Origin of the sequence: Weeksella sp. HMSC059D05 (assembly GCF_001809725.1) — a bacterium.
GTDB lineage: Bacteria > Bacteroidota > Bacteroidia > Flavobacteriales > Weeksellaceae > Weeksella > Weeksella virosa.
The window spans coordinates 122,124-143,537 of sequence record NZ_KV798524.1 but is presented as its reverse complement, the minus strand read 5'-3'; the positions used below and the strand labels follow the sequence as shown (position 1 = coordinate 143,537).

Annotated in this window: 19 protein-coding genes; 5 read left to right on the top strand and 14 right to left on the bottom strand. The window is 35.1% G+C overall.

Annotation, left to right across the window (positions count from 1 at the left end; translation table 11 throughout):
• Positions 1 to 4 precede the first annotated feature (4 nt).
• The 3 genes from HMPREF2660_RS03265 to HMPREF2660_RS03255 all read right to left on the bottom strand — a co-directional run bounded on the left by HMPREF2660_RS03265 (position 5) and on the right by HMPREF2660_RS03255 (position 5,380).
• Entirely contained in the window at positions 5 to 2,200 is a 2,196-nt protein-coding gene (locus tag HMPREF2660_RS03265; RefSeq protein WP_070485610.1) for a patatin-like phospholipase family protein, read from the bottom strand.
• Between the two features lie 131 nt (positions 2,201 to 2,331).
• The gene (locus HMPREF2660_RS03260; protein WP_070485609.1) at positions 2,332 to 4,806 is read right to left on the bottom strand and encodes a bifunctional UDP-N-acetylmuramoyl-tripeptide:D-alanyl-D-alanine ligase/alanine racemase; all 2,475 of its coding nucleotides are present in this window, start codon (positions 4,804 to 4,806) and stop codon (positions 2,332 to 2,334) included.
• A complete protein-coding gene (locus tag HMPREF2660_RS03255; protein ID WP_013598099.1) occupies positions 4,784 to 5,380 on the bottom strand; it encodes a thymidine kinase in 597 nt (198 codons plus the stop codon). Before HMPREF2660_RS03255 ends, HMPREF2660_RS03260 begins: the two co-directional genes overlap by 23 nt.
• Before the next feature lie 205 nt (positions 5,381 to 5,585).
• Here HMPREF2660_RS03255 and HMPREF2660_RS03250 point away from each other — a divergent pair, with 205 nt between their 5' ends.
• Positions 5,586 to 7,016 carry an exopolysaccharide biosynthesis polyprenyl glycosylphosphotransferase gene (locus tag HMPREF2660_RS03250; RefSeq protein WP_070485608.1) on the top strand — a complete coding sequence of 477 codons (1,431 nt, stop codon included), beginning with the start codon at positions 5,586 to 5,588 and terminating at the stop codon, positions 7,014 to 7,016.
• Positions 7,016 to 8,104 (top strand): glycosyltransferase, encoded by a 1,089-nt coding sequence (locus tag HMPREF2660_RS03245; RefSeq protein WP_041942284.1) that lies wholly within the window; start codon positions 7,016 to 7,018, stop codon positions 8,102 to 8,104. The genes HMPREF2660_RS03250 and HMPREF2660_RS03245 overlap by 1 nt, the downstream gene beginning before the upstream one ends.
• Here the strand turns inward: HMPREF2660_RS03245 and HMPREF2660_RS03240 are convergent.
• The 6 genes from HMPREF2660_RS03240 to HMPREF2660_RS03215 all read right to left on the bottom strand — a co-directional run bounded on the left by HMPREF2660_RS03240 (position 8,071) and on the right by HMPREF2660_RS03215 (position 13,909).
• The gene (locus HMPREF2660_RS03240; protein ID WP_168160784.1) at positions 8,071 to 8,961 is read right to left on the bottom strand and encodes an O-antigen ligase family protein; all 891 of its coding nucleotides are present in this window, start codon (positions 8,959 to 8,961) and stop codon (positions 8,071 to 8,073) included. The genes HMPREF2660_RS03245 and HMPREF2660_RS03240 overlap by 34 nt on opposite strands.
• Positions 8,962 to 9,281: 320 nt before the next feature.
• Positions 9,282 to 10,085 (bottom strand): glycosyltransferase family 2 protein, encoded by an 804-nt coding sequence (locus tag HMPREF2660_RS03235; RefSeq protein ID WP_070485606.1) that lies wholly within the window; start codon positions 10,083 to 10,085, stop codon positions 9,282 to 9,284.
• Positions 10,072 to 11,478: an O-antigen ligase family protein gene (locus tag HMPREF2660_RS03230; protein WP_013598094.1), complete on the bottom strand. Its 1,407-nt coding sequence runs from the start codon at positions 11,476 to 11,478 to the stop codon at positions 10,072 to 10,074. The genes HMPREF2660_RS03235 and HMPREF2660_RS03230 overlap by 14 nt, the downstream gene beginning before the upstream one ends.
• Positions 11,475 to 12,692 carry a polysaccharide biosynthesis protein gene (locus tag HMPREF2660_RS03225; protein ID WP_013598093.1) on the bottom strand — a complete coding sequence of 406 codons (1,218 nt, stop codon included), beginning with the start codon at positions 12,690 to 12,692 and terminating at the stop codon, positions 11,475 to 11,477. The genes HMPREF2660_RS03230 and HMPREF2660_RS03225 overlap by 4 nt, the downstream gene beginning before the upstream one ends.
• Complete coding sequence (locus HMPREF2660_RS03220) at positions 12,692 to 13,615, bottom strand: hypothetical protein (RefSeq protein WP_013598092.1); 924 nt, start codon at positions 13,613 to 13,615, stop codon at positions 12,692 to 12,694. Before HMPREF2660_RS03220 ends, HMPREF2660_RS03225 begins: the two co-directional genes overlap by 1 nt.
• 105 nt (positions 13,616 to 13,720) lie before the next feature.
• Positions 13,721 to 13,909: a hypothetical protein gene (locus HMPREF2660_RS03215; protein ID WP_013598091.1), complete on the bottom strand. Its 189-nt coding sequence runs from the start codon at positions 13,907 to 13,909 to the stop codon at positions 13,721 to 13,723.
• Positions 13,910 to 13,951: 42 nt separating this feature from the next.
• Between HMPREF2660_RS03215 and HMPREF2660_RS03210 the strand changes: the two genes are divergently transcribed.
• A complete protein-coding gene (locus HMPREF2660_RS03210) occupies positions 13,952 to 14,896 on the top strand; it encodes a DUF6427 family protein (protein ID WP_013598090.1) in 945 nt (314 codons plus the stop codon).
• Here the strand turns inward: HMPREF2660_RS03210 and HMPREF2660_RS03205 are convergent.
• Together HMPREF2660_RS03205 and HMPREF2660_RS03200 are read right to left on the bottom strand one after the other, a co-directional pair.
• Positions 14,831 to 15,658, bottom strand: coding sequence for a UDP-2,3-diacylglucosamine diphosphatase (locus tag HMPREF2660_RS03205; RefSeq protein WP_070485605.1), 828 nt, complete (start codon positions 15,656 to 15,658; stop codon positions 14,831 to 14,833). The genes HMPREF2660_RS03210 and HMPREF2660_RS03205 overlap by 66 nt on opposite strands.
• The gene (locus tag HMPREF2660_RS03200) at positions 15,628 to 16,080 is read right to left on the bottom strand and encodes a 6-pyruvoyl trahydropterin synthase family protein (RefSeq protein ID WP_041942282.1); all 453 of its coding nucleotides are present in this window, start codon (positions 16,078 to 16,080) and stop codon (positions 15,628 to 15,630) included. The genes HMPREF2660_RS03205 and HMPREF2660_RS03200 overlap by 31 nt, the downstream gene beginning before the upstream one ends.
• 53 nt (positions 16,081 to 16,133) lie before the next feature.
• On the opposite strand from HMPREF2660_RS03200, the gene HMPREF2660_RS03195 reads away from it, so the two are divergent.
• Positions 16,134 to 16,802 carry a ComF family protein gene (locus tag HMPREF2660_RS03195; protein ID WP_013598087.1) on the top strand — a complete coding sequence of 223 codons (669 nt, stop codon included), beginning with the start codon at positions 16,134 to 16,136 and terminating at the stop codon, positions 16,800 to 16,802.
• Positions 16,803 to 16,839: 37 nt separating this feature from the next.
• Positions 16,840 to 18,525: an Ig-like domain-containing domain gene (locus HMPREF2660_RS03190; RefSeq protein ID WP_255356406.1), complete on the top strand. Its 1,686-nt coding sequence runs from the start codon at positions 16,840 to 16,842 to the stop codon at positions 18,523 to 18,525.
• Here the strand turns inward: HMPREF2660_RS03190 and HMPREF2660_RS03185 are convergent.
• From HMPREF2660_RS03185 to HMPREF2660_RS03175, 3 genes are all read right to left on the bottom strand, one after another.
• A complete protein-coding gene (locus HMPREF2660_RS03185) occupies positions 18,497 to 18,922 on the bottom strand; it encodes a DUF2752 domain-containing protein (RefSeq protein ID WP_083299051.1) in 426 nt (141 codons plus the stop codon). The genes HMPREF2660_RS03190 and HMPREF2660_RS03185 overlap by 29 nt on opposite strands.
• A 12-nt stretch (positions 18,923 to 18,934) precedes the next feature.
• A complete protein-coding gene (gene radA, locus HMPREF2660_RS03180) occupies positions 18,935 to 20,296 on the bottom strand; it encodes a DNA repair protein RadA (RefSeq protein ID WP_013598084.1) in 1,362 nt (453 codons plus the stop codon).
• Positions 20,297 to 20,403: 107 nt separating this feature from the next.
• Positions 20,404 to 21,411 (bottom strand): lysylphosphatidylglycerol synthase transmembrane domain-containing protein, encoded by a 1,008-nt coding sequence (locus HMPREF2660_RS03175; RefSeq protein ID WP_013598083.1) that lies wholly within the window; start codon positions 21,409 to 21,411, stop codon positions 20,404 to 20,406.
• Between the last annotated feature and the right edge of the window lie 3 nt (positions 21,412 to 21,414).

Genomic DNA, 21,414 nt, shown 5'->3' with positions numbered 1-21,414 from the left:
AGTTTTAAAACCAAAAACCTAAACTTACATTAAATAGTCCTTTTTTTGTTTGAGGTGAATAAGTCCAAAATCCGTTAATAGGTCCGAAAGGACTGTCGTATCCATACGATATCCCGTATCCGATATAGCGGTATTTGGTGAAACGAATGTCGTCTAATTCGTCTTCTAGATTGCCTATATTGGCAAATAGATTGACGTAATGATTTTTTAATAATTTGGCTTGAATGTTCGAGCCAATTGTTAAGACATTTTCACCAATTGCAGAACCAAAACGTAACCCATGAAACTTTGTATAGTTGAGGAAGTTTTGTTCTATATAACCACCTAAAATAAATTTTTGGAGATTGGAAATGTTCTCATTAAAAAAGGTTCCAAAGTTAGCAGTAAATCTGTAACTGAGAAAATTATTGATTGGTAAATTTGTTTCTACTTGAGCTTTGAGTAGAGTGTATTTTTCAAAATCAACTGCATTCGAATCAAAATGCAAAGAGAAACTTGTCAGTATATTAGAGCCTATACGAGCATAGTTGGGGTTGTCTCGATTGTCAACTTTAAGGTAAGCAAACCCCTTTAAGAAATAAGCTTCTTCTTTGGGTTTGAAAAATCGAGTGCTATCTGAAATATAATTGTTGGTCGAAATATTCGCAAACTGATGTTCTAGACCAACTCCCACGGCATATTTTTCTCGTAAAGTAGATTGTATATAAAGACGATTGACGAAGTTTCTGAAGCGATAATTTAGTTCATTCTTATTTTCGTTCGGTATTTGAATGCCATAATCGAAATAATGCATATTAGAGCTTGCTCCAAAACTAGGGAAGTACCCATTGTCTATGTAAAAATTAATATTGTAACGAAAGTAATCACCAACTACAAAATCGGCAGAAAGATTAGTGTTTTTGAGTAATATGTTTTTTGATGTAAAGTTTAGCAACAATCCTGTCTTGAATACATCATCGTAATGTAAACCAAATTTCAGAAATTGTTTGTTTTGATTTTCGGTAAAATTTAAATGTAGAATATTGTTGTCAGCACTGTCTTTATCGATTATATAAGTGACATTCGAAAAGTTATCTGTTGCATAAAGTCGATTAATCCCGTCGGTGATGCTTTGATAATTGAGCAATTCGGGAGCTTTTATCCCAAAACGTCCTTCAACATAATTGTCATTAAATATTTTTAGACCAGAAGTTTTCACGTCCCGAATCAAAACAAAATCATTTCTATTTTCGATAGGTCGAGTAGGAGAGGGGTGATTTTGTCGGGCAGCAATTTCTTTGAGCTGTGACATCAAACTATCACCGGCTTCTAAACCTTTGGCAATGATTTCTTTTGCATTTTCAAAACTCGTTACGGTATAATTATCAATATCCGGTCGGATAATTAGGTCTGCTAATTTTTTCTGCTTGGCAGAATTTTCTACAATATTGAACGAAATAATCTGAGAAATAACATCTATTGCCGAACCAATTTCTTCTTTTGGTTTCAATTTTCCTTCCTCAACATCTACGCCTATAATGATATCGGCACCCATTTTTTTCATCTCATCAGCGGGGAAATTATTGAGAACACCGCCATCTATATAGAGATGATTGTCTATTTCTACAGGCTTAATCATCGATGGATACGCAGCACTTGCCAGCATGACTTTGGGTAGAAATCCTTCGTGAAAAACTTTGGGTTGGCCAGTTTCTATATCGGTTGCTACACAAAAAAAAGGAGTAGGGAGTTTTTTAAAATCAGTTGTCGCGTGTACATTCCTCAACATGTATGTTAGCAAATCTTGTGTTCCTTGGCCTGTAGAAATTGCTTGCGGGATTCTAATTTTAAAATTGTTGAAAGGCAACTCCAAGATATATTTTTCTTGATATGTTTTATTGAAAAACGGAATGTCTTGACGATTTTTTTCATTCACGATAATGTTCGTTAAATCGAGTTGTTGGGTAATTTCAGAAAGTTCATCGGGCGTATATCCTGCTGCATATAAACCGCCAACGATTGCACCCATGCTTGTTCCACCAATATAATCGATATGGATCCCCGCCTCTTCTATTTTTTTTAATGCTCCGATATGGGCATATCCTTTCGCACCGCCACCACTTAGTACCACGCCAACCTTTGGGCGCTGAGTATTTTTTTGGGGGGGTTGGGCATATAGCAAACTCGAAACCACAAAAACGAATGCAAATAATTTCTTCATAAAGATTGAAAATAGTGGCTTAAAGGTAAGAAAAATCAATGAGTTGAGTAGAAAATCTTAGATTTGCCTTTGTGTAGAAAACGTTAAATTATCGATCAATTGAATTTTATCCTACCGAAATATAACGATCACTATTCTTGATAATAAACGCGCTGAACACGTGATGAAATCGACGTGAGAACTTCATAAGGTATGGTTTGCATCCATTCGGCAAATTTACTAAGAGATGGGTTTTCGCCAAAGATAATGACTTCATCGCCTGCTTTGCAATCAATCTCCGTTACATCAACCATCATCATATCCATACAAATCGTCCCGACAGTTGCAGCTAATTGTCCATTGATATTAACTTTTGCATTTCCATAACCCAAACTACGACGAATTCCGTCTGCGTAACCAACCGGTAAAGTAGCGATTCTGGAATGTCTTTCTGCCGTAAAACGACGTCCGTAACTCACGGTTTCACCTTCTTCGATTTCATTGATCTGAGAAATAACGGATTTGAATTGTACAACGGTTTTTAACTTTTGCATAAAATCGCTGTATTCGCTGTAACCATACATCCCAATTCCGAGGCGAACCATATCGTATTGATGTTCTGGATAGGCAACAATTCCGGGTGAATTGAGGATATGTTTTATCGGTTGATAACCTATTTTATCGGTAATATATTGGTAGGATGAATTGAAAACCGCAAACTGTTGTTGCACATAATCTTTTTCAGAAGGCATATCGGCGGTAGCTAAATGACTGAAAATAGAACGAACAAAAACAAGATTTGTCGATTGTAAGATCTTAATTAATTCATCTAACTGATTTGGTTTAAAACCTAAACGATTCATCCCTGTTTCTAATTTTATATGAATAGGAAAAGGTTGCGAAATTTGTTTTTCTTGTAGTTTCTGCAAGAAAAGTTGCAATACCCTTGCGGTATATATTTCGGGTTCTAATTGGTAATCGATTACTGTTGCATACGAATGTTGTTCGGGATTCATCACAATAATCGGAGTAGAAATACCGGCTTTGCGTAACTCTTTACCCTCGTCGGCAATGGCAACTCCCAAAAAATTTACTTTCATTTGTTGTAGAACATTTGCAATCTCGAAACTTCCTATACCGTAACTATTTGCTTTTACCATAGCCATTATTTTGGTTTCAGGTTTTAACAATGATCGATATGTTTGTATGTTATGTTCGAGATGTTCTAAATTTATTTCCAGAACCGTATCATGTGATTTTTTTTCGATATAATCTGATATTTTTTCTAACTGAAAAATTCTAGATCCTTTCAGTAAAATAACTTCATTGTGTATATTTTCATGTTGGATATGTCGAAGAAAATCATCGGTAGAAGAGAATGCTCTTACATAAGATTTGAATAATTTTTTATAGGCAGATATTTTTTCGCCAATCAAAACGATTTCTGTAAAATGGTACGGATTAACTAATTCGGCTGTCTTTTGGTATAATTCTTTGTCTGCTAATTTTGATTGCAATATATCGGTTAACACCAAAACTTTTCTTTCTCTCGATTGTTGAGCCAACGTATCCAATGCATTTTTTAGGGATATCAGATCCGAGTTGAATGCATCGTTGATTAAGATACTGTTGTTAATCGCCTCTTTTATTTCCAAACGCATTTCTATCGGTAAAAGTTTCTCAAACTTACTTTTGTAATCGTTTAGATTTTTATTGAGTGAATATATTGATGCACAGCAAATTAGAGCGTTTTGTATCGAGGCTTGATCTGTGAAAGGTATAATTATGTTAAATAAAACTCCTGAAATTTCAATATCTATAGAACTTTGCCCATTAATAGTCTGGTATTGTTTGAGTTGAACGGTTGCTTTGTCTGATTTACCAAACGTAATTCTTCGTTTCGAATCAAAAACAGGGTTAGACGAAATAAGTTCTTCAATCAATTCATCATCTGCAGGATAAATAATTTCTTGGGCCGCCTCTAGAAGTTGTATTTTTTCGAGTGCAAGAGATCGTCTATCGAGAAAGTTTTCTAAATGTGCAGAACCAATATTGGTTAAAATCGCTGTAGTAGGTTGCAGAATGCAACGTAAAGCTTGCATTTCATTGGGTTGAGATACGCCTGCTTCGAAAATTCCTAAATCGTTATGTTCGTCTATCAATAAAACCGAAAAAGGAACTCCTAGTTGCGAATTGTAACTTTTCGGACTTCGGGCAATATTGTATTCGTTCCAGAGGAGTTGGTACAGCCATTCTTTTACCACCGTTTTTCCGTTAGAACCTGTAATACCAAAGAGAGGTAAAGTAAAACGTTGCCGGTGATGTTTGGCTAACATTTGTAAAGCAACAAGGACGTCCTGTACCAAAAGATAATTGGCACCGTCTTTGGGTTGGGCTGGAATAGAGGAAACCAAAAAACTTCTGATTCCTTTCTGATAAGCTTCATCCAAATAATAAGCACCACTTTTTTGCAAGCCTTTTAACGTTATAAATAAACCATTGGTTGGGCAAACGATGGTCCTTGTATCGAAATAATATTCTTCGATAGTTTGCTCTTTGTCTCCGATTAGCTTTGCATTAAGTATCTGTGCTAATTCTCCTAAATTATAATTTGTTTTGGTTTTCATGGGCTATTTCTTCCCAAAAAGCACTTCTGCTTAATGGTTCATATTCGGATGTTTCACCAAGTTCTACCAACTTATCGCTTGCAATTTTTCTGTGAGAATAGTTGGCTAAATTGCCTGTTTTCACGCAGATGGCATGTACTTTTGTTACATATTCTGCAGTCGCCATTAGATTAGGCATCGGCCCAAAAGGGCGACCTTTAAAATCCATATCGAGTCCGGCAATGATTACGCGTTTCCCTTGGTTGGCAAGCTGATTAGCGACATCTACAATACCATCATCAAAAAACTGCGCTTCGTCTATCCCAACAACATCGCAATCATTGGCTAAAAGAAGAATGCTACTCGAGAAGTCTACCGGCGTACTATCGATAGAGTTTTGGTTATGAGAAACTACCTCGGTATCATCGTACCGAACATCAACTGCAGGCTTGAATATTTCTACTCGCTGCTTTGCAAATTCTGCTCTACGCAAACGGCGGATAAGTTCTTCGGTTTTGCCCGAAAACATAGAGCCGCAAATGACTTCTATCCAACCGGATTTTTGGTTGGGATTGATGGTATTTTCTAAAAACATGAATGTTTATAAAAAGATTTTGATACGAAAAACAAAGTTAACGAATATATACAAGTGAAGATAGGATCGAGATTGAATTATTTTTTATCGTGTAAACGTCCGAATCTATTATATTTGTACAAAACCGAAATAATAGACGTATGTAAGAAAATAGATTCGATCAGATTCTAAAAACCATACCATACGAAAGATTAACACTATACAGATGAAGGACCGCTATCAATCGAAAATTTTAAAGTTCATCTTTGCCTTCGATATTGTTTTTTTGATTGGCTATTTGATTTATTTTTTACGAATAAAATATATTTTTATAAGCAATGTTACCCACCAAGCAGAAACATGGCAATCGGTAGATACTTTCCGAACTCATTACAAAGCAGTAATTATCTTGGTTTTGGTTTGGATATTAGCAGCAAGCTTCATAAAATTATATTCTAAAAAATACTTTGATCAATTTCTAGTCCAATTCAGAAATTTATTCTTTCAATTCGTTTTTTTCGGTATTGTTTTGTTGGCTATTTCTGGCCTGAAAGAAGAAGATCTCCTAGAGCCTTTTTCTTCGTGTTTATATTTGTTGTTATTTTTTATTTCTTCACTTATTGTGAGATTTATTGCCATCCAAATTATGGCATACTTTATCAGAAAAGGATATGTTTCTCAGAATATTGCTGTGTTGGGTTATAATTCTAATACAATGAAATTCATACAGCATTTTCTTAATGATAATCAGTGTGGGATAATTTTTAAGGGTTTGATAACGGATAAAGTTTTTCCGAGAGAACAAGTTTTTCCTGTTTTTAGAAGTCATAATTTTGACATCGAAAACTTTATCCAAAAGGAAGATATCTCTCAGCTTTTTATCGCTCAAATGTCGAATATCCCAAGCGAAATTCTCGATAAAATTATTCTTTATTGTTCGCGAAATCATATCGAAATATTGTACATTCCCTACTCACAGTCGAGTGATTTTACTCGATTAGAGGTAGAATATTTTGATACTTTACCCATCCTAAAAATCAAAAACTTTCCGCTCGATATACCGGTTAATCAAATCATAAAGGAATTGTTCGATAAAATATTTGCACTTTTTGTTTGCTTGTTTTTGTTGAGTTGGCTTTTCCCGATCATCGCGTTTATTATCTATGTAGATTCTGGACGACCGATTTTCTTTACACAAAAAAGAACGGGACTCAACGGACGAAAATTCAATTGTATAAAATTCCGAACAATGATCCAAACCAACACCAATTCGATTATAGAAACCAAACGCAATGATAAAAGAATCACGCGTGTTGGTCATTTTTTACGAAAATCGAGCTTAGACGAATTACCGCAATTTTTCAACGTCCTAAAAGGAGACATGTCGATAGTTGGGCCGCGACCGCATATGATCGTACAAGATGTGTATTACGATGAGGTAATTGAAAAGTATTTTCTGAGACACTATGTGAAACCAGGCATTACAGGTTTGGCGCAGGTCAAAGGTTTTCGGGGTGCAATTGATTGCGATGCCGATATGGAAAAAAGAATCAATGCCGATTTGTATTATGTGCGGAATTGGTCTTTTTTACTTGATGTGAAAATTGTTGTACAAACAATTTGGTTAACAATTCGTGGAGATGAAAATGCAATATGATGAAGAAGTTTTTTGTAATCGATTGGCTCGATAAATATGGTGGAGCAGAAAGAGTAATTGCATCGTTGGAGTCTATTTTCGATTTTGATGCATATTACACTTTGGTCAATGTAATGAATGAGAATGATTGGAAGAAAATTACCACCCAAAAGAAACCCGTTACAACTACTGCAATCCAAAAATTAGGCACCTCTTTTCGTTATTTTTTCCCTTTCTTTCATCGTGCGATAGAAAACATTCATTTACCTGATGAAAAAGCTTTGGTAATTTCGTCTTCTCATGCGGTAGCAAAAGGAATCAAAACAAAATCGAATCAGTTGCATATTTCGTATTTTCAGGCAAGAAACTTCAAATATATTTGGGACGAGCAAGCCTTATACTTCGGGAAATTGAGAGGGGTTCTACAGCCGTTAATATCCTATTTGCAAAAAAAAGATTATGCACAAGCACAGCGACCAGATTATATTATTTCTAATTCTTTCTATGTGCAAAACTGGGTGAAAGAAGTATACCATCGCGACTCTGAAGTGATTTATCCTCCGGTAGATTTAGATAATTTCCAGTTAGAAGTCAACGCTAATCGAGAAGATTATTATGTTACGGTAGGACGCTTGGTTCCCTATAAACGTTTTGATATCATTGTCGAAGCTTTTAATGCATCGGGCAAAAAATTGATTATAATAGGCGATGGAGTAGAACTGAAAAAATTGCAAAAATTAGCGAAGAAAAACATTCATTTTACGGGTTATTTACAAAGTGAAGAAATTAATCAATATATCTGTCGTGCAAAAGGTTTTATCCATGTTGGGATAGAAGATTTTGGTATAGCTCCGGTAGAAGCTCAGGCATGTGGAACACCTGTTGTGGCGTATGCGGTAGGGGGGGCAAAGGAAACAGTATTGGATGGAATTACCGGGAAATTGTTCGATGAGCAGAATAAAAATTCTCTGAATCTTTGTATAGCCGAATTCGAGAAATTAACCTTTGACCCTGAAGTGATACGTCAACATGCATTGAAATTTTCTCGAGAAAATTTCGAACAAAAAATGAAAGCTTATGTAGCCGATAAACTTTCTCGTTTCGGATAAATATTACTCAAAACAAAGACAAAAACAATAACCAATGCAAATAAATATATACCCATTTGGCGAGCAAGAATATTCTCTACAAACATGAAAAATAATAAAGCCAAAGAGAGGTATATTGCCGTATTTTCAGAAGTTTTTAAGACGTAATACAGCATGATCAGAAATAAAATTAACCCGACAAAACCATTTAGCAACAAAAGATCTATAAATTGATTATGCGTATTGAATTTTTCCGACACAAAATAATCTCTTCGATCTAAATTTGTTTTATCCTGCTTATAGCAGTCTACCAATTGATCTTCTAATTTTTGTTTCGAGTTGATTCCTATCCAAAGATTGTACGCATCACTCGTAAAAATAGAATAAGAACACGACCAAATGATTACCCTAGGGTCAGCATTTTTCACTGTTTCTATATCATTTACATTGATAGAATCTACCTTTAATCGACTTTTTAGGGTAGGATTTAGGGCAAATAACAAGATGATTATGGTAGCACTTCCTACAGTGGTTATTGCTTTGGTACGGAAAGAGATTTTATTATTAAAAAACAAATAAATAATCAGTATCAAAATCAAGCTGAGAATCGACATTCTTGCCGAAATTACAAACGGATAAATAACAAATAAAGCGGTTGTAAACAAGTAGAATTTAGTTTTCGTTTTTTGATAAAGATGGAACGACAGGAGAATTCCGATTACACATAAAAAGCCCAAATAAGGTCGCTCTAGGATCAGAATATCGTTGACGCGACTTCCGGTAGCCATGTTGTAATTATCGCTCGTCAGGAAATATGAAACTTGGTTATACGTACCAAAAACAATAATCCCAATTAGAGAAAAAATAAACGTGTTCATAACCCAACGCCAATTTTGTACGGCCGAACCCAAGATCCATACTATGGGGATAATGAAATACATGCCGTTTCGTTTGTCTGAAAAGGTTTGGTAGAACAAACTGTTGATTAGTACAAAGAATAAAAAAATACAAAACGAGATGAAAATAGGTGATTTTATTGTCGATTTAGCCAAAGAAAAAGAGAGTCTATGAGCTATTAAAAAAAATAAGATTAACCCACCCAAAACAAGATTCGCAATTTTGAAATCAAAAACGATAAAAGCCGTTAAAAGTGAAAAAAGGCTATCGTATATTATTGGCTTTTGAATAGACTTTAGCATTACAGACGAAGTTTAGTGAGAAGATATCTTCTGAAAAATTTCAGCAAAGAAAAACAACAAATAAAAAGATAGAAAACCGTGGAAATATATTTTTTATGATGTAGATACCGAAAGTTTTGCAATTCTCCTTTTTCTATTGCGACAATGTCCTTAGATAATCCACTTTCACCAAAAGCTTTCTTTTTAATAACCTGATTTGCAAGATTTTGATTGATGTACATCGCATCATAATTCGCACAAACTTCTAACCATAACTTGTAATCTTCGGAATATTTCTTCTTTTCATCGAATTTATATCTCGTTGCAACTTCTCGTTTCAATAAAACGGTCGAGGTCTTGAAATAATTCTTAAAACAACATCTCACCAAATTTATTTTTGTGTATTTTATTGTAGGAGAGGGGTTTGCATTGTCCATCATCCCACCAATCAACGAGATATTGCTATGCTTGTCAATACATCTTGCATGAAGTTCGAGTGCATTTGCTGACCAATAATCATCCGAATCTAGAAATGCGACCCATTCAGCTTCTGCTATTTCTATCCCTGCATTTCTGGCTCTAGAAGGACCTGAGTTTTTTTGTTGTAGAAGAACCAAGTGTTCAATATTTTTTTGGGTTTTTAGAGCTTCTATTTTAGAGACTGTATCATCTGTAGATCCATCGTCGATAACGATTATCTTATTAACTTTTTTGCGCTGTTCGAGTACCGATAAAAGGCATTTTTCTATGGTTCTACTCGAATTGTATGTCGGTATGATGACATCCACTTCTAAAGCTTTTTGTATAGTGCTATACTTTTTCATTTTTGTACTTAATAGGTAGCAAAAGAGAGAATTTTATCAAGATTGCAAGATTTATCCAGAAAATATATACGCGGTAAGTATCCAGTTGTAACCAGTTGATAATTAGACCAATAAAACTAATGAACAAGGCCAATGCAACAGCGTAATAGACTTTATCGATACTTTTGGTAATTTTGGTAAACTTGTACGAATAAAACAAAACACTAGCATTGAAAAACGTGAAAAGAATTAAACCGATCAACCCTAATTCGGCGGCAATTCGGGTAAAAATATTGAAGGCAGGCGGAAAAGAACTGTCTTTCTTGTTCTGATAAATACCACTAAACTCCCAGTTTTTTTTCGTTGCCCAAATAGGGTAAAAATCTCGGCTATGAAAGGCTTGTTGACCATAGCCAACACCTATTATGGGATGCTCTAGAAAGACTTGCATCGAGGCGTATTGCATACCAAAACGAGTTTTGTTCGAGATATCTTTTTTTAGATTATCAGAAAAGTTGAGACTTTCTACCCGTTGCTCGATTGCGGTAACCAAACGTTCTCCATAAATCCCTACAGCTAGAAAACCCAGTAGCATACATCCTGCCAATATAATTTTGATTTCTTTCCGATAGAAATTGTCTTTGTACAAGATAAAAAGAAAGATAAATAATTGCAAAAAAATTACAATTAGTGCAGTTCTTGAGCCCGAAAAAAAGGTGAGAATTATGATGGTAATGCTCGGTAAAAATCGAAGTAGAAGGTTTCTGGCTGTTATTAAATAGCTGAACATCCAGCCTGCGATACTGAGCAGATAAATTGCTAAATAGGGTGGCTCGTAGGCGAAAATAGAAATCCGTTTGTCGTGATAATATGGGTTGATAAAAGGGAGGTAATCGAATATATTTTCTAGAATCAAATAGGCCGGATAAATGCCAAAATAGTTATAAGCAATGTCAAAAACACCATAAATGGTTGCGAAAACTAAACTGACAAGCATGGTTCCGCGGATATATTTTAGGATATCGCTAAGCGTGAAATCTTTGATAACTCGCCAAACAAAAGGTAGAACAACACAAACAATAATCGCTAAAGAAATAAATTGTCTTATGAATCGTTCGATTCCGGTCGTCCGCTTAAAATAGTTGTCTTTTATCGTACCAATATTGAGTAGAGTGGATAGAATACACCATAGGGTAAACAACAAGAAGAGTGTGATATAAATGGTTTTATACGGATAATATAGACGACGTGTTTTGAGGGTTTCTAAGCACAGAACCAAAAATCCAATTAAGATAAAAAGCATTGACGTATCTCGCTTATATTCTCCTAAGAAGGGCAATAATTCGATTTGGTTAAAGCCTACAAAAAAAAGGCATAAAACAAAAATTATTTTATAGAGTTTATCGAAATTCATGGTTGAGTCGATTTATACGATTTAGAAATAAATAGTAATTGAGTGCTAAAACGAATCAGCCAAAGCCCCAAGAAGATGAGTAATATAATGGGAATCGTAATTTTTCTGATCATCAAAAAAGTAAAAAAAATACCGAGAACCAAGATAAAAACAAGGTTGAATAATTTGAGGTACTTCAGTTCGATGAGCAATTCAAATGCTGCAGAAGACATTGAAGATGAGATTCTTACTATGCCAATAAGCAAGAAAAGTACAATGATTTGCCAATTTTCTGCTAGATGGATCGGGACCAAATTGAGTTGTTGTATGATGAAAGAAAGCATCAATAAAAACACACAAAGTGCAAGGCCGAAAAATACAGAAGTTAGTATATTTTTTCTCAACAATTTCAGGCTGAAATTGTTTTTGTATTTCACAAGTTGTTTAAATCCGAAATAGTTTTGCAACAGTAAGAAAGGGGCTAAAAAAAAATTATTCAGAAAAAAATAATTACCCAACTCTTCGATTCCGAAATGGTTTTCGATAATGAAACGATCGAAGAAATTGAGAAAGCAAAATATCATAATCGAAACAAAATACTGAAAAAACATTTGGTAGAATGTAGCTTTAGCGATTGTTTTTTGGGTTGTGATTTTTATTCTTTTCCAAACAAAAAGAAAAAGAATTGCAAAAACTATAATGATGGTTGCGCATAAATAATAAAACAAATCTTGGTAATTGAGCGAGAACCCAATAAGTGCTAAAGAGCTGAAAATGAGTAAGAAAATTTTCCAATAATTTGATAGAAATTGAGAAAAAGTAAAATCTTCATTCAGACGAGTGATCGTAAATGTAATCATCGAAAACGAAATACCTAAACTACTGAGTAAGAAAAGTGTAAAAGAAGGAATTATATCATACACTCTATAGAATAGGGTAGCCGACAAGCAAGAAATGACGACCGATAATATACCAACTGTACGGATAATGAGCGAATCGGTAATGATTTTGTTTTTCTGTTCTACATAAGAGAATCGAATAAAAACTTGCTCCAAACCCAGAATACAAAACAAATACAGCAGTGAGAAATAGGTCACTAGAAGAGAATAAGCGCCATAGTCGAATTCATTGAAAACTGATTTCAGGACGAGGTTCGTTACAAAATAACTACCAGCTCCCAAAACAAGAATCAAAAAAGAAATGTTTTGTCTTACAATGGCAAGAATCGATTGCATCAAGATACTTTTCTGATAACTTTTACAACACTGTTAATCAGTATAAATAGAAAAACCAAAACAATAGGATACACTATTATCTTATTGTCTAACAGAGAAGCTTGTGGTGCATAATTATCGTTTTTTGCAACCAATTTCACAACCGAGCTATAGTTTTCTAGGTCTAATGATAAATTTTGGATAATAATCAACAAATTCGATTTGTATTTGATTACATCACCCAGTTGATTGTTGTTTTGTACTAAGACATTGTTGTTGGTTGTAACGTTTGCATTCGATAGCAATTGATTGATTAGTTCTACACTCGTTCTATGTTGTTCTATTTCTTTCTTTACATTTTCAATGTACAGAACTTTTCGTTTGTTATAGTATTCACTATCATTAAGATAAGACATTATCGATTGTAAATCTGCTTGGCTAATCTCAGCATTCGATTTGATAATTATTTTATGATAATCATAAAAAGTACTCGTATTAGGATCTTCGATTACTTTATTTACATTGCTGTCTTCTGCCATTAGCTCGACCATCTTAAACTTGTCGTCTCTATACTCCACAAACGAATAGATGTCTACAATAGGCTCTATTTTTATTTCGGTAATTACTTCGGGTTGCTGAAGGTTTAGTTGCTTGATGAATGGTATATCTTTTATTTTTAGTTTGCTATCGAGTACCTTGATTTTATCATATAAATACTCGTTACTTTTGAAGTTTGGTGCAACAATTAGAGAAGATTCATAACTTTTCTGATACTTCATTTGCAAAAAACCAAGGATAGCTCCTAAGATAAACAAACAAGTTAGTACCCAAAAATACTTTTTTATGAAACGAATAATTTGATAGAAAAAACGTTTAAAGAAATGCTTAAATGGTTTAAACATATCGATATGCCCTAAGTTATCGGCACTAGAATTTATACTCATAAAGGTGTTAATTTTTGCGAGGTTAAATTATAAAAATATTAGTTATAAAAAAAGCTCGAAGATTTCTTCAAGCTTTTTGATTTTTTTATTGTGAACCGATGGTAATTACCAACCATCATATTTCTTTTCGTTATCGTTGCCAAAATGTACAAGCTTCATGCTCCACCAAGCCAATAATCCACAACCAATGATGAATAATAACCAAACTAGTGGCTCGCCAATAATTTTCAAAAGCCCGTAAGACCATTCAAAAAAACTACCTAAAGCAAAAAATATATCCGTAATTAGTCCCATGATTTTTATGTTTATTCCTTAATTTGCACCAAAAATAAGAAAATGTTAGATAATATACTATCAAATAAGCTCTTTTTTGTACAGATACTTATCATGTTAGGAGCAAGTTTGTTAGGATTTTTGCTTATCAACCCACAAGAAATGCCATTTCGCTCTGTATTAGGTATAGCAACTTTTGTGCTCAATTGGTATATAATTATCCGCTATTTCAGAGAAGACGAATCGCTAAAAGAAAACTCATATACGATATGGTTTTTTTCTGTTTGGATGATCTCCTTTGTGCCTTTTTTCCTGGATTATCGGTTAGGAGCTGCATTTCTTTTAATGAATTACGTGATGATTCATTGTTTTAGATTCGAAAATGAAAAAAATGATCCAAAAAACGCTTTCGATATCGGTTTTTTCTTTGCTATTAGTTGCATGTTTCTACCACCACTAATCCTTTTTCTGCCATTACTTTTCGTATATTTTCTCAGTCTTTATGCCATCGACAAAAAGATAGGATGGATTTTTCTCATCGGTTTTCTTTTTCCTATCTTAAGCTTGGCACAAATAGCATATTTACTAGATTTTGATTTTCTTCTGCATTATTTCAAGCAACAAATCATGATAAAAGGTGTTGTATGGCAGTACGAATATTTGTTTTTATTACCCGTTGTTCTTACACTCATTTTGGCTTTTATTGATCATTTTGTTCACGAAAATAAACAAGCCGCAAACCGAAAAAGAATGTATATTCTCTCGATAATATTTATGATTATTTCGTTAATTATTTTTGGTTTGTATAGCGGGACAGAAATCTATTTCTTGGCATTTCTCGCTTTACCAATTAGCATAATGTTAGCAAAATATGTGAAACATAGAAAACCAAAATACACAGCATATAAAAATATAGTATTAATCGGATTTCTCGTTTGCATGTTATTTTTTGCGTTCTTCGATAAGATGCCGAAAGTCTATACACTCTTTCGTGAGGTAACGATATAATCTAAACTCTTTACCATCGAAAACGCCATAAGTAAAATAGTCTATCCAATCACCCAAGTTGATATGCTTAGCGTTGTCCAAGTCGATTACCATAGGTAAATGTCGATGTCCGTACACCAAAAAATCATACGATGTTTCTGCTAGTTGTTTTTTGCTGTATTGTATAAGCCACTCTTGGTCCTCACCAAGGTAATGGATGTCTTCGTCCCCAGAAATTATTTTGTTTTTACGCGAAGCTGTTATACCCAACCACATCCCAATATCGGGGTGAAGCCACGAAAATAAGAACTGACAAAACCGATTTGTAAAGACTTTTTTCATTCTTTTATAACCATAATCGCCAGGGCCTTTTCCATCGCCATGCGTCACGAAAAACTTTTTATTGTTAATCAAAAATGTTTGTTTATCGTGGATTTGGATGATACCGACTTCTTGGGTAAGATAATCCTTCATCCACAAATCATGATTACCAAAAAAGAAATAAACAGGAATTCCTTCATCATGAAATTCTGCCAGTTTCCCGAGTACACGTACAAAACCTTTCGGTACGACATATTTGTACTCGAACCAAAAATCAAATAAATCACCTACCAGAAATAAAACACCGCAGTTGGGTTTAATTTCGTTTAACCATTCCACGAAAAGCTTTTCGCGTTTTAGACTTGCTTGTTCATTTGGCGCACCAAAATGATGATCGGATGCAAAGTAAGCTTTTTTCCCAGCTTCTAAGTCTATTCTGATTGGTTGTCCGAGGCCAGCCATTCGCAATACGAATTTTCAGTTTCATACAGTTTCAGTGCTACCAATTCTGTATGGGAAGGTAGCAAAGGTTTTAGTTGATCTACGATCCACAAAATCATATTTTCGCAAGAAGGTTGATAAGCAGTAAAAATTACTTTATGGCCTTCTGCTAGCAATTGATCACCCAAAGATTTGTGAGGAGAATTTTCGTTGAGAAGAATAGCATGATCAAAAATGTCTACAACTGCTTTATTGACGATTTTTTTTAGATCACCAAAATCCATAACCATACCCAATTTTACATCGCCTTCTTTTTCAGAAGGTTGCCCTTTCAGCGTAACATACAATTTATACGAATGACCGTGGATATTTTTACATTTTCCATCGTATCCGTACAAAGCATGCGCCGTCTCAAAAGTAAATGCCTTTGATAAACGAATGATTTTCATTAACTTTAGTCTAAAGTGAGTAAATTACTATTAATGCTACAAAGTTAATGGAAATAAAACCGATCGTAGATTCTTTGGTAGATTTATTTTTTCCGGCTCGTTGCTTAGGCTGTTCTTCGGTTATCAACAGAAGACAATATTTCTGTGTTTCTTGTTTGCAAGCCATTCCTTTTACTCATTTTTCTTTGTCGCAAGACAATTTGGTTTATCATCGTTTGCGCTCTTTGTGTTTGGTAGAAAGTGCTACGGCTGTTTTCTTTTTCGAGAAAGAACATTTATCTCAACAAATTTTGCATGCCATAAAATATAAAAATCAAGCAGAAATTGGTGCTCTTTTTGCCGAAAAAATACAACTTCCACCCCAAGTTTTCGATGGTATTCTTCCAATGCCAATCCATACTAATCGACTGAAAGAAAGAGGGTACAATCAAGTTTTGTCTTTTGCAAAAGCCTTAGGTAGGATAAATTCGATAGAAGTAATAGAGGATATTTTGGGTAGGAAGAAGCATTTAAAAACTCAAACCAAAAAAGATCGAGAAAGTCGATTTGCTTCACTAGAGGATACATTCGTTCTAAAGAGGATTCCGCCCGATGGCCATTATCTTCTGTTAGATGATGTATTAACGACTGGCTCTACTTTGGCACATTGTATCAATCTTTTCAAAGACTATCCCAATATAAAAATTAGTGTCATTACACTTGCCTATACCAAATAAAGTCGAAAAGTAGTAACTTGCGGAGATGAAAATGGCCATGAAAAAAATACTTTTTCTCAGCGTTCTAATTACTTTCGCTTCATGTGCACGTAAAGGAATGCCTACAGGAGGACCCAAAGATGTGGATCCACCCGTGTTTCTAAAAGCTTTTCCAGATACTTTATCTACAAATGTTGATACAGATATCAAAGAAATTATACTCGATTTTGATGAGTATATCATGCTCAAAGATTATAGTAAAAATGTTGTGATTTCACCACCTTTTGAGAAGAACCCGATCGTAACACCTCAAGCTACTGCCAAAAAGAATATTTCTATTAAACTACAAGAAACTTTACAACCCAATACTACCTACCATTTTAATTTTGGGGATGCTGTTCGCGATCATAACGAAGGCAATGTGCTAAGCGACTTTTCATACGTTTTTTCTACCGGAAATTACATCGATTCTTTGCAGATTGCAGGCAAAGTAAAAGATCCATATCATCTGAAACAACCCGAAAAAGTAGTGGTAGGATTGTACAAGGTAGACGAAAAGTTCAACGACAGTATCCCGCTAAGAAAAAAGCCATATTATATAGCTAGAGCTTCTGAAGACGGGAGTTTTTTGGTGAATTATTTAGCAAAAGGAACCTATAAAATTGTTGCTTTTTCTGATGAAATAGAAAATAGTATGATCGATTATGGTAAAGAAAAAATAGCTTTTTTATCAGACAACATTCACTTAGACCAAAATCAAGAATCGATTCAATTAAAACTTTTTCAGCAAAAACCTGCCTACCGTTTTCTGAAAGCAGAACAAAAAGGATATGGACAAATTCTTTTCACAACCGAAGGACTCAAAAATTCTTTGAAAATTATTACCGAAAAAGATTTCAAAACTGCTCAAATAGAAGAATTTATCGATCAAGATTCTATTGTTTTTTGGTTCAATCCAAAGAAAGATACCTTGTCTGCACGCAATCAACGCCTACGATTCGACGTACTTTCGAACGACAAAAAAGACGTTGCCACCGTTCTCTACAACCAGCCCAAAGAGGATTTTAAGTTTCGGGTGACGCCCGAATTAACGAACAATAGCTTGTCGCCGAATCAATCGCTGAAATTAGTGAGCAATGCTCCTATTACAAACTGGAACAAACAAGATATCGAGCTGTTTCGAGACACTGTTCAGATTCCTTTTGAGGTGACTTTTGACCCCAAAAAACCAACCATGCTGTGGTTGAATTTCGAGAAAGATTATGATCAGAAATTCGAACTGAATTTGTATCCAAACGCTATAGAAAACATTTTCGAAATTGCCAATGACACTTTAGCCTACCAGTTCTCGGTAGGAAAAAGTACCGATTATGGCAACCTAAAACTAACGCTCGCCAATGCTCCGAGCAAACCTTTCTTTTTACAGTTTATACAGCGAGATGGAGATAAAATTTTGCAAGAATTTTATGGGAAAGAAACAGTATATTCTTTTCCGAATTTAGAACCAAAAGAATATTATTTCCGACTATTAGTTGATGAAAACGAAAATGGACGTTGGGATACGGGCGATTATTTGCTCAATCAACAGGCCGAGCCAGTCTATCTATACCCAGCTATGATTGCAATTCGTAAGCTATGGGATGCCAACGAAACTTGGGTAATCGGAGAGGAAAATTCTACCCAAAAGGCAGCTGAAGAAAACGAAAAGATTAGAGCTACTTTACGGGAGGAGCGAGGTAGGTAAACGGAAAAAAAGGGAGATTTCGGAGAACAAAATAGATCAAAACTATCCATAGAATTAATCGAAAATAATTGGTTGTATGATTGGTGTATAATTTTTTTCTTTGCTCGAAAAAGGTCTGTTCAACCCAATCGACATACCAATAGAATAGGAAAACGATTATCGGAATCAGAAAAATATTAGACCGAAAAGACGCTACAACATCTCCTTGCAGTAATAAAAACAAAGCGCGTTGGCCACCACAACCCGGACACCAAAGACCGGTAAGAGAATGAAAAGGACAGGGCAAAGCATACCCAATAGAAATTTGTCCAGCTGCCCAATAAAGTAGCAGCAAAGCGGTGCTTAGGAAAGCCGTATGCACTAAAACTCTTTTTAGGATAGAAGTAGGATTGGTCAAAACCTTATAAGTTTACTGAAATAATTTTTGATAAATCTCTTCGACTTTAGAAACCCTGATAATTCTGATTTGATGATCGCTATCTTTTAGTTTATTGTACTTCGAAACAAAAATTGCATCAAACCCTAATTTTTCGGCTTCAGTAACTCGTTGTTCCACCCTATTTACGGCACGTATTTCTCCACTTAACCCGATTTCACCTGCAAAACAGCAATTATCGGGCACGGTAATATCCTCGTTAGACGAGAGAATTGCCGCAACAATCGCTAAATCGAGGGCGGGATCATCTACCCGAATTCCACCTGTAATATTCAGAAAGACATCTTTTAGGTTCAGCCGAAAACCCGCTCTTTTCTCGAGAACGGCCAAAAGCATATTCAGACGCTTCAGATCAAAACCCGTTGTCGAACGTTGAGGTGTTCCATACACAGCCGAACTTACCAAAGCTTGCACTTCGATCAACATCGGTCGCACACCTTCTAATGTTGCTGCAACTGCATTCCCGCTTAGAGGTTCATCTTTTTTGATGATTAAGACTTCAGACGGATTAGTCACTTCGCGTAAACCACTACCTTGCATTTCATAAATTCCGATTTCGGCTGTCGATCCAAAACGATTTTTATTGGCTCGTAAAATTCTGTAAATATGGTTTCGATCTCCCTCGAACTGTAAAACGACATCGACCATATGTTCGAGAATTTTTGGCCCAGCAATAACGCCTTCTTTGGTTATATGACCAATCAAAATAACAGGCGTATTGGTTTCTTTTGCATATTGGATCAGTTCTGATGTTGTTTCTCTGATTTGTGAAATACTTCCTGGTGATGACTCTACATAGGCAGTCTGAAGTGTTTGAACCGAATCGATAATAATTAGTTGAGGTTGAATTTCTTTGGCATGTGCAAATATTTTTTGGGTATTGGTTTCGGGCAAAACATAGCATTCATCCGATTCTATTCCGATGCGTTCTGCACGTAATTTTACTTGGTTAACACTTTCTTCACCAGAGACATAAAGTATTTTTGTATTGTTGAGTTTTAGGGCGATTTGCAACATCAAGGTCGATTTTCCTACGCCAGGTTCTCCTCCGACCAAGATTACCGATCCAGGTACAATCCCACCACCTAAAACACGATCGAGTTCGGCGTTTTTGGTGCTGATTCTAGTTTCGCCTAGCGGGTTTACTTCGCGAATATTCAGCACAGGAGAGCTTGTTTTGTGACGAGGATTTTTCCAAACTTTTTTATCCTCTCCCTTATCGATCACTTCTTCTACAATTGTATTCCATTCGCCACAATTTTTGCATTGTCCCATCCATTGTGAAGACTGAGTACCACAATTCTGACACAAAAATGCAGTTTTGATTTTTGCCATTCCGAAACTTTTTTTCAAAAATACAATTTATGTTGTACTTGAAGAGTTTCCTTTTTTCTGTTTTTCGGTAGGATGAAATCCTGAGCGGATAAGGTAGTTTCCGTTTGTTATGAGGTTTTGTTTTTACTGATAAAAAACATGGCTATTAAACCAAAAGAAATCATTGAAATTATTTGTGCTAAGTAGAGAATTAGACCAAAATAATCGCCAATTTGACGACCGTTTTCTGCATCCGATTGGTTGATTGTGTACATCGCAGCAAAAGCAATCGACATGATATAAGGATAGCCCAAACCGCCTGCTACAGGCAAAATCATCCCGAATGAACCTGCGACTAAAAGAAATAAACCTTCGCGCAAACCAAGGGATTGTGTGTCGGGAAAAGCAAAAAAGACAACATAGGTCATCAGGAAGTAACAGACCCATAAAAGGATAGACCAAACGATAAATTCTCGTCTTTTTTTCAGTTTAGATATAGATTTTAGACCTTCTAAGATGCCGAATAAAAAGTTTTTTATCTTATCGAAAAGCTTTGTTCGTTTCAATCTCCTCCAAAATAGTCCAAGGATAATCGCACCCAAGAGCACTGCATATGCGATATAGATAAGATTAGAAGATGATTTTTCGGCAGGGTGTTCACTGCTTTCTCGGTTGCCAAATTCTAAAAACTTCTGTAGTATTTCATAATTAAAAATAAACGAAAGACCAATCACCGTAAGTAAGCAGACTAAATCGATTACCCGCTCGAGAACAATTGTCCCAAAAGTTTTATCGATGGGTACATTTTCTGTTTTGTAAAGGGAGGTTGCGCGAGCGACTTCTCCACTTCTGGGTATGGTAAGATTCATAAAATATCCAAAGGCAATCGACCAAAAATTATTAATCGTTTTTGGGTACAAGCCAATCGGATTGAGTAAAAGATTCCAGCGCTTGGCACGAATCCAATAGGAAACAATACTGAGAAACATCGACAAGAAAATCCAAAAATAATTTGTCTTTTTCAAGATAACTTTCACATGGTCAAAATCGATTTTCTGAGCAGTAATATAAATAAAAAATCCTGCCAAAGCAGTCGCAAAAATAAGAAAGATACTTTGTTTTATTTTGGCATTCATTTT